6 protein-coding genes and 1 pseudogene are annotated in these 9029 nt (G+C 63.5%); 4 read left to right on the top strand and 3 right to left on the bottom strand.

Annotated elements, in window-relative coordinates; translation table 11 throughout:
- Nucleotides 1-268 (top strand): annotated as a pseudogene (locus AC5RUQ_RS20755) (HNH endonuclease); the annotation flags it as partial.
- Nucleotides 269-471: 203 nt separating this feature from the next.
- Here the strand turns inward: AC5RUQ_RS20755 and AC5RUQ_RS20750 are convergent.
- From AC5RUQ_RS20750 to AC5RUQ_RS20740, 3 genes are all read right to left on the bottom strand, one after another.
- Nucleotides 472-1830, bottom strand: a complete 1359-nt coding sequence (locus AC5RUQ_RS20750) for an ABC transporter substrate-binding protein (RefSeq protein ID WP_493949152.1) — start codon at nucleotides 1828-1830, stop codon at nucleotides 472-474.
- A gap of 253 nt (nucleotides 1831-2083) precedes the next feature.
- Entirely contained in the window at nucleotides 2084-3025 is a 942-nt protein-coding gene (locus tag AC5RUQ_RS20745) for a carbohydrate ABC transporter permease (protein ID WP_493949151.1), read from the bottom strand.
- Nucleotides 3015-3959: a carbohydrate ABC transporter permease gene (locus AC5RUQ_RS20740; RefSeq protein ID WP_493949150.1), complete on the bottom strand. Its 945-nt coding sequence runs from the start codon at nucleotides 3957-3959 to the stop codon at nucleotides 3015-3017. The genes AC5RUQ_RS20745 and AC5RUQ_RS20740 overlap by 11 nt, the downstream gene beginning before the upstream one ends.
- 355 nt (nucleotides 3960-4314) lie before the next feature.
- Here AC5RUQ_RS20740 and AC5RUQ_RS20735 point away from each other — a divergent pair, with 355 nt between their 5' ends.
- Genes AC5RUQ_RS20735 through AC5RUQ_RS20725 form a run of 3 tightly spaced genes read left to right on the top strand, consistent with a single transcriptional unit; the run spans nucleotide 4315 to nucleotide 9002 of the window.
- Nucleotides 4315-5610 (top strand): ABC transporter substrate-binding protein, encoded by a 1296-nt coding sequence (locus AC5RUQ_RS20735; RefSeq protein WP_493949148.1) that lies wholly within the window; start codon nucleotides 4315-4317, stop codon nucleotides 5608-5610.
- A gap of 51 nt (nucleotides 5611-5661) precedes the next feature.
- Complete coding sequence (locus AC5RUQ_RS20730; protein ID WP_493949147.1) at nucleotides 5662-6885, top strand: acetylxylan esterase; 1224 nt, start codon at nucleotides 5662-5664, stop codon at nucleotides 6883-6885.
- Nucleotides 6885-9002 (top strand): DUF6807 family protein, encoded by a 2118-nt coding sequence (locus AC5RUQ_RS20725; RefSeq protein WP_493949146.1) that lies wholly within the window; start codon nucleotides 6885-6887, stop codon nucleotides 9000-9002. The genes AC5RUQ_RS20730 and AC5RUQ_RS20725 overlap by 1 nt, the downstream gene beginning before the upstream one ends.
- Nucleotides 9003-9029 lie beyond the last annotated feature (27 nt).

Below are 9029 nucleotides of genomic sequence, written 5' to 3'. Positions count from 1 at the left end.
CGGAAACGGACAAGGCCTCTGCGAAGCCTGCAACCACACCAAAGAAGCACCCGGATGGACAGCCACACCCATCCCGGGACCCCGACACTCAGTAGAACTCCGCACACCCACGGGCCATACCTACCGGTCCACTGCCCCACCCCTGCCAGGAACCGCATTACCGATGGCCGCGAAGCACTCGGTCCAGGTACTCGGCCGTGTTGCGCCAAGCAACCTTCCGCCCCAGCGGCGGCGGGTCCTTATCCCGTCGGGCGACCGGGCCGAATAAGCAGACGCCTTGGGTCCCACGGCTTGTAGCGGCTTACCACTGACGGCCCGAACAACTCCTTAAACAGCTCCGTCCCGGGAGGAACCAATGGTTCCTGCCGGGACGGAGCTGCCACCCGCCGTCGGACGTTATGGGCGGAGGAGGCGTCCTCCCAAGGTGTCCAGAGCCGTGTTTGTTGGCGGTGTGAAAACTAGGCGTGAATGCTAACTGCTGATGGCGGACTTCATCTCGTCATGCGCCTTCTTGCCAGCCTCTTCCGTGGATAGCCGCTCGAACAGAACCTCAGAGGTGTAGCGCTTGATGATTTCCTGGATGGAGCCGGCGCCCTTCGGCGGCGGAGCAGGAGCCTCGCCCAGCTCGTCCTTGATCTGGTCGATGAACTTGACCACCTTGACGTCAGCAGGAGTCAGCTTGGATTCAATGGCTGCCCGGACATCCGAGTTCGGGTAGACACCGCGGTCGGCCAGGAGCGCTTCACCGGCCTTGACGTTGTTGGCCAAGAAGTCGATGAACTTGGCCGTTTCCTCAGGGTGCTTGGTGCGTGAGGAAGCAGACCAGAACTGCGAAGCCTTGTACCAGAGTCCGGCGTCATCGGCCTTTCCGGTCTTAGTGGGGAACCGCAGGATCTTCAGGTCACCACCGGATGCCTTTTCGAGGGCAGGAGCCTGGTTGGACCACCAGAACGCCATGCCGTTCTTGCCGGTGGCGAGTCCGCTCTGGTCCAGCGGCGCGGCCTCAGCTTCTACCACCTCGGAAGCGGACGGAACTGCCTTCTTCTCGCTGAGCTGCTTCAGGAACTCCCACCATTCGGCGATGTCGCTCGGCTCAAAGCCCAACTTGCCGTCGGACGTGTACAGGGACTTGCCGTTCTGGCGGAGCCAGACGCCCAGTGAAGCCTCATCGGTTCCGTAAGCTGCGGCGCCGTAGGTGCCCTGGGGAGACTTGGCCGTGATTTCGGTGGCAATCCGTTCGAAGTCCTGCCAGGTCCAGGTGGAGTCGTCGGGCAGCGGCACTCCAGCGGCTTCGAAGACTTTGGGGTTGGCCAGGATGGTTGCGGCGTTAATTCCGGCAGCGATGCCGGTCAGTCCGTCATCACTCTTGCCGGCATTGAGCGCGGCTTCGTCGAGTTTGGAGGTGTCGATCTCGTACTTCGACAGGTCCAGAAGGGCCCCGCGGCTGGAGTATTCAGTAATGTACTTTTCGTCCATCTGGATGATATCCGGGGCATCGTTGGCCGCGACCTGAGTGGCCAGCTTGTCCCAGTAGCCGCTCCAGTCACCAAATTCGGGCTTGATCTTGATGTTGGGGTTTTCAGCCTCGAACTGCTTGATGGCTTCCTGCGTCAGCTGGGCCCGCTTGTCGCCACCCCACCAGGAGAAACGCAGTTCGACGGGACCATCGGCGCTTTCCGAAGCAGCTCCTCCGCCACAGGCACTAAGGGCCATGACGACGGCGGCAGCGGCTGCTACCAGGCCTGTCTTGCGTAGCGGGCGGCGTGAGCCCGTGGTGGGTGTCTCTGCCGATTGCTTGGCAGCAGACGCAGGGCGGGTAAATAGCGGCACTGGATACTCCGATCTTCTTTGATCATGATGCTGGTTGATCAGGTGCTGGGGATTGGGTGGGGGGATGAAACCAGGAGCAGGAGGGGAAAACGGGAAACCGCTTTCTGCACCTAATGCTACAAGTGCTCAACTTGTATTACAAGATGTTTTTGATGACTCTTTTGTAACTGCAGAAACGGCCCGCCATCGGACGGGCCGTTTCGCGAAGTGCCGGAGCGCCATCAGCAACTGCCGCGCTGCTGATCGGCAGGGACTACTTGATGCCGGTTGTCGCGATGCCCTTGATGAGGAATCGCTGGCCAAACAGGAACACCAGGAAGACCGGCAACAGGGACACGATGGACATCGCGAACAGCGATCCCCAGCTCGTGGCCGACTGTGCATCCACGAAGGCCCTCAGTGCCACCGGAACCGTGAACATGTCCGGGTCCGTCAGGTAGATCAGGGCGCCGAAGAAGTCGTTCCAGGTCCAGATGAAGGTAAAGATGGTGGTGGTGGCCAGTGCCGGCACCATCAGCGGCAGGATGACCCGCAGGAAGATGCGCGGGTGGCCGGCGCCGTCGATCCTGGCGGCCTCGTCCAGTTCGCGGGGAATGCCGCGGATGAACTGCACCATCAGGAAGACGAAGAACGCTTCCGTTGCCAGCAACTTGGGAACGATCAGCGGCCAGAACGTGTTCACCCAGCCGATCTGCGAGAACAGGATGTACTGCGGGACGATCACCACGTGGAACGGAAGCATGATGGTCAGCAGCATGATGCCGAACAGCAGTTTCTTGGCGGTGAACTGCAGCCTGGCGAAGGCGTACGCAGCCATCGAGCACGAGATCAGGTTGCCCAGGATGGATCCGATCACCACAATCGCGGAGTTGATCATGTAGTGCCCGAAGGGGTGGGTCAGCGCGGACCAACCGGACGTGTAGTTGCTCATCTCCAGGCTGTTCAGCCACAGGCCGGGCTCCCGGAAGATCAGCTCATTGGGCCGCAGCGAGGACACCACCATCCACAGCAGCGGGTAAATCATGAGCCCGCCGGCAAGGATGAGGATGGCATGTTTCATCAGCGCTTTGCTGCGCTGCGCCTTGCTGAAGGCCAGGGTGCCCCGGGACTCCCTGACTTTGGGCTTGCGGCGGTTCGTAGGCTTGCCCGCGCCGGCAGTCTCCGGGGTGGGCAGCGTCTCAAGCTTAGTCGTCATAGAAAACCCAATACTTAGAAGCGATGAAGTTGATGGCGGTGAAGATGCCGATGATCACCAGGAGGAGCCAGGCCATGGCGGACGCGTAGCCCATGTCGAACTGGCCGAATCCCTTTTGGTAGAGGTACAGGGTGAAGAACATGGTGGAGTCCGAGGGCCCGCCGTTACCGCCGGAGACGATGAACGCCTGGGTGAACGACTGGAACGAACCGATGATCTGGAGCACAAGGTTGAAGAAGATGATGGGGCTCAGCATCGGCATGGTAATCCGCCAGAACTGCTGGAGGGTGGTAGCCCCGTCAACCTTTGCCGCCTCGTAGTACATGGCAGGGATCTGCCGCAGGCCTGCCAGGAAGATGATCATGGGAGCGCCGAAGGTCCACACGTGCAGCAGGATGATGGAACCAAGGGCCGTGCTGGGATCCGAGATCCAGCCCGGTCCCTGGATACCGAACATCGCAAGGACCTGGTTGACCAAGCCGGTAGTGCCGAAAATCTGCTTCCAGAGGATGGCAACAGCCACCGACCCGCCCAGCAGGGACGGCAGGTAGAACACCGAGCGGTAGAACGGCAGCCCGCGCAGGCCCTTGTCCAGGACAAGGGCGATCAGCAGCGCCACGGCCAACTGGAGCGGGACGCCGATGAAAACGTAGGTGAAGGTCACGCCCAGGGAGTTGTGCAGCCGGGCGTCCGTGAGCATCCGGGTGAAGTTCTCCAAACCGACCCATTCCGGAGGCTGGAGGAGGTTGTAGTCCGTGAAGGACAGGTAAAGGGACATCAGCATCGGGCCGATGGTGATGGCGACGAGGCCTACCAGCCACGGCAGCAGGAAGATATACGCGGCCTTATTGTCGCGGCTGTTCGCCTTCTTCTCTTCCGGGGTCGCTTTACCCTTCTTCCGGGAAATCGAGCTGAGTTCGCTGATGGCGCTCACTGCGGCAACCCCGTTCCGTGCAGCAGGCCCGCTGCAGCCGGCATTCCAGCCGGGCGCGATGCCCTGGGTATGTGTTTAGCGGCCATGTGGTCTCCTTTGGTCATCGTGGCCTCCACGTATTTGGTATCGCCGGAGCGAGTACGGACGCCCACCGCCCCGGGCGCAGTTCCTAAAGAAGCGGACCAGGAGTGGCGGTCATCCGTTGCATCACCTGGCGGTGGTTCGGATTCAAAAGCGGCTCGGTACCAAAGTAAACGGTTTCTTGACTCTTGTATAGCCCTTTGTTAGTTTTTGAGAAAACGCTTTCTGTTACCGGCGTCACTTCACCGGAAAACACCAACTGAGGGGCAGGACAATGCGGTTTAGTCTCAAAAAGTCGTCCAAGGCAGTCGCCGGCGCATCGGCAGCGCTGGCACTCGTTCTAACAGGCTGCGGCAGCAGTCCGGAAGCCAGCAAGGTGGGGACTGTTGAAGACCCCGTCACCATCCGCTTCGCCTGGTGGGGCAACGATTCCCGCGCCAAGACCACCCTGGAAGTCATTAAGGACTTCGAAGCGGCGAACCCCACCATCAAGGTGCAGGGCGAGAACACGGAATTCAGTTCCTACTGGGACAAGATGGCCACACAGATCGCCGGGGGCACCACTCCGGACGTCTTCGCCATGAGCGGTGCCTATCCCAGTGAATACGCGAGCCGGGGCGTGCTGCTGGACCTGGACAAGGTCAAGGACCAGATCGATACGTCAGAGTTCGCAGAGGGCACAGTGGACCTGGGCAAGATCGACGGCAAGCAGTACACCATCACCGCCGGCGTCAACTCCATGTCCATGGTGGTCGACCCGAAAGTATTCGAGGCCGCCGGAGTCGAGCTGCCCGACGACGAGACCTGGACCTGGGACGACTACGCCGAAATCGCCGCCGAGATTACCAAGAAGTCTCCGGCCGGAACCTTTGGAACCACCCCCATGACCAACGACTCGTTCCTTGCGGTATGGGCACGCCAGCACGGCGAGGACCTCTACACCGATGACGGCAAGAAGCTGGGCATCAGCGAGGACACCGCCACCGAGTGGTTCGAGATGAACAAGAAGCTGATGGAAACCGGCGCCGCACCGTCGGCCTCCCAGACTGTCGAGGACAACTCTGCCCAGCCCGAGTTGACGCTGATGGGCCAGGGCAAGCAGGGCATGAAGATCTCTTGGAGCAACCAGATGAACTCATACTCGGGTTCACCACTGGTGATGATGAAGCTCCCGAATGAGAGCAAGCAGCCGGGCACGTGGCTGCGGTCCTCCATGGAATACGCCGTCTCTTCGAAGTCGGCTCACCCCAAGGAAGCAGCCATGTTCATCAACTACCTGGTGAACAACGTGGACGCGGCCACCAAGATCAAGAGCGACCGCGGCATGCCTGCCAACACCGAACTCAAGGCCGCCATCACGCCTCTCCTCAAGGAATCCCAGCAGAAGGAAGCGGAATACCTGGACCGGATTGCCGAGCTGAAGATCGAGCCGCCGTTGCCCTTCCCCGCCGGATCGTCGGCCACCATGGAGGTCATTAACCGGCTCAACACGGATGTACTGTTCGGAAAGACCTCACCGCGGGATGCTGCCAAGGCCTTTATCCAAGAGGTCAACTCGAACCTGGGCTAACCCCACGCCCGGACAATTCCGCACTGCAACATCAGAACAGGAGGCAGGCCAGTGAGCCCCGATGCCGAACTGACCTTCAAAGCCAGGCCACCACGGCCCAGCGCGATAGCCGGCTACGGCCACTGGCCTGCCTATGTTCAGCAAAACCCCCGGTACCAGGCCGCCGCCCCGGCGTCGCAGGAACTTGCGGACGCGCTTGGGGTACCTGGCGCGTCCCAGCAGCCTGAGGTAACCGTCCATTGGGCGAAAACGTACGACGGCGTCACCACCTCCCAGCTCAGCTGGCAGTTGGGTTTCGGCCCCCGCACCACTGGCTGGCTGGTCCGGCCGGCCGGGGTTTCCGGACCCCTGCCCGGTGTCCTTGCCCTGCACTGCCATGGGGGCAACAAGTTCGGCGGGGCGGACCGGCTGGTGGAACTCCCGGAATCACATGCCTCGGCGGAAAACGCACGGGCAGGCCACTACGACGGCCGCGCGCTTGCCACCGAGGTGGCCCGCAGGGGCTTCGCCGTCCTCGCCCACGACACGTTCGCCTGGGGCAGCCGCCGCTTTGACCTCTCCGTTCCGCCGTGGCGGACGGCCTCGGCCCTGGAGGCGCGGCTGGCGCAGTGGCGGCAGGACGGCGTCGTGCCTTCCGAAGCTGATGAATACAACGCCGCCGCCGCATTCCACGAGGAAACCGTGGCCAAGACCGCCGGCCTGCTGGGCACCAGCCTCGCCGGCATGGTGGCCCATGACGACCTGGCGGCCCTGGAGATTCTCGCCGGACTGCCGGACGTGGACCAGGCCCGGCTGGGCTGCATCGGCTTCTCGGGTGGTGGTGGCCGCGCCCTGGCCCTTGCCGCCCTGAGTCCGCGGATCCGCAGCTACGTGGTGACGTGCATGATGACCACTTTCCGGTCGCTTCTTCCCGCCCACCTGGACGCGCATTCCTGGCTGCTGCAGACCCCCGGCCTGTGGCGGCTGGGTGACTGGCCTGAGCTCACGGCAAGATCCGGCGCAGGACACCTGCTGGTGCAATACGCCCTGGCAGATGAACTTTTCCCCGAAGACGGCATGCGTGAGGCCCACCGCATCCTGGAGTCTCTGCACCGCCCGGGGAGCTACACCGGAACCTTCTGGCCGGGCGGCCATGTTTTTACGGCCCGGATGCAGGAGGAAGCCCTCGACTTCCTGTCTTCCACGCTGCATGCCACGCAGCCGGACACATCCGGCCCGGCTGCTGCGGGCACACCCGACTTCCAAACCACCTTCAGCCCGGGAGGAACTTCCTGATGACTCAACAATCCGCCACCGCGGAGAACAGCACCCACACGGCACCGGCAACTGACCCGGCAGCGGTTCCGCGCATAGCCTTGGTGGGCGTCCACGGATTCGGCGAACGCCACCTTGCCAACCTCGCCCGGCTCGAGGAAGCCGGGGCCCTGGAACTGGTCGCCGTCGCAGACCCCAATCCTCCCGCAGAAGGACGGCTGGCAGAGTCGGTAGCCGTCTTCGATGACCTGGGACAGCTGCTGGCAGCGGATCCGGGGGTCGACGTCGTTATCCTTGCCACCCCCATCCAGACGCATGCCCCCTTGGCCCTCGCGGCGTTGGCAGCGGGCAAGGATGTCTATGTGGAGAAGCCGCCCGTGGCGTCCCTCGCCCAGTTCCAGGAGGTGCTGGCAGCCGCTGAAACGGCCCGGCTGCTGGTCCAGGTGGGCTTCCAGAGCTTGGGATCCCACGCATTGCCCGCCATTCGCCGTTTGGTGGAAGCGGGCGGGATCGGTGACATCCTCGGCCTGAGCGCGAAAGGGCAGTGGGTGCGGAACAAGGCCTACTTCAAGCGTTCGCGCTGGGCCGGGAAGCGCAGCCTGGACGGCATCGACGTGGTGGACGGTGTGGCAACCAACGCCCTCGCCCACGCCGTGGCCACCGCACTGCATATGGCAGGAGCACACACGCTCGCGGACGTGGAAACAGTGGAGACAGACCTTTACCGGGCACACGACACCCAGAGCGATGACACGTCCATCATCCGCGTCCGCACCACCGGCGGGACCACACTGCTCTGCGGGCTGACGCTGTGCGCGCCCGAGCAGCAGGATCCGTCCGTCACGGTGCATGGAACCCGCGGCGAGATCACGTTTTTCTATACCCGGGACGAGGTGGTCATCAGCACCGCCGACGGCGAGCGCCGCGAGAAATTCGGCCGCACCGACCTGCTCGAGAACCTGTTGGATGCCCGCTCGACGGGTGCCCGGCTGCTGTGTTCCCTGCCGGACACCGGTGCTTTCACTTCCGTGCTGGAGGCCATCCGAACAGCCCCGGCACCCCAAGCCATCCCCGCGGCCGGCATCACGTGGGAAGGCGAGGGCGACGACGCCCATCCAGTTGTTCACGGAATCGGCACCTTGATCGAGCGCGCCATCAAGGCGCAGGCCACCTTTGCCGAGCTGGGAGTGCCGTGGGCGCGGGCCCTCCCGCCTGTCCGCACTTTGACGCTGGACGGCCAGGCCATCGCCCAGTACCAGGACGGCAGCCGTATCCGCGCTGTCTCGTCGCCACGGCCCTACCTGCACCCGGTACGTACCCTTCAAGGCACCGTGGTGACGGACCACCAGCCGCTGGACCACGTCTGGCACCTCGGCGTCGGCGTGGCCCTGCAGGACGTGGACGGCATCAATTTCTGGGGCGGGCGTACCTACACACGCGAAGCCGGACAATACGTTTGGCGTCCGGACCACGGCTGCATCACCAGCACAGCAACTCTTATTGAGGAAACGGCCGCCACGTCCCGCGGCCACGACGGCCGGCTGCAGGAGACCCTGAGCTGGAACGGGCCCGACGGCACCCCCGTCCTGGTGGAGGACCGAACCTGGACCTGGTCCGGCATCAGTTCCGCCGCCTGGCAGCTGTCCCTGGACTTCGCCCTCTCCCCGGCCGGGAACCAGCCGGTCAGCCTCGGAAGCCCCGGTTCCAACGGCCGCCACGAAGGAGGCTACGGCGGGTTCTTCTGGAGGCTGCCGGCCTGCGACAGCGCCGCCGTCTGGACACCCGCCGGCGCCGGCGAATCCGAGGTGCACGGTTCGGTAACGCCCTGGCTCGCCTGGGCGGGGAAGTTCGAGGCGGGGACGTTCGAGGCCGGAACGTCCGACGGCGGGACTGCCCAGGGCGGCACGCCGCACGGCAGCGCCACCCTCGTTTTCGTCGCGGCAGAAGGTTCCACCGACCCCTGGTTCGTCCGGGTGGACGGCTACCCGGGAGTGGGCCAGTCACTCGCCTGGGACACCCCGGTTCTCGCAGAACCGGGCACTTCCGTCCAACGCAGCATCACCGTGTTTGTGGCCGACGGCATCCTGGGCACAGCAGACATCGAAGCATTGATCAACCGGCAGGGGAATCGTTCATGAGCCAGACAACAGCAGACACCGCACCGC

The organism is Arthrobacter sp. MDT2-3, assembly GCF_059090465.1.
This window is presented reverse-complemented; position numbering and strand designations above follow the sequence as displayed.

Excerpts from the sequence above, each read along its gene's own strand:
- AC5RUQ_RS20745 (WP_493949151.1), bottom strand. The coding sequence starts at position 3,025 with ATGACGACTAAGCTTGAGACGCTGCCCACCCCGGAGACTGCCGGCGCG.
- AC5RUQ_RS20735 (WP_493949148.1), top strand. The coding sequence starts at position 4,315 with ATGCGGTTTAGTCTCAAAAAGTCGTCCAAGGCAGTCGCCGGCGCATCG.
- AC5RUQ_RS20725 (WP_493949146.1), top strand. The coding sequence starts at position 6,885 with ATGACTCAACAATCCGCCACCGCGGAGAACAGCACCCACACGGCACCG.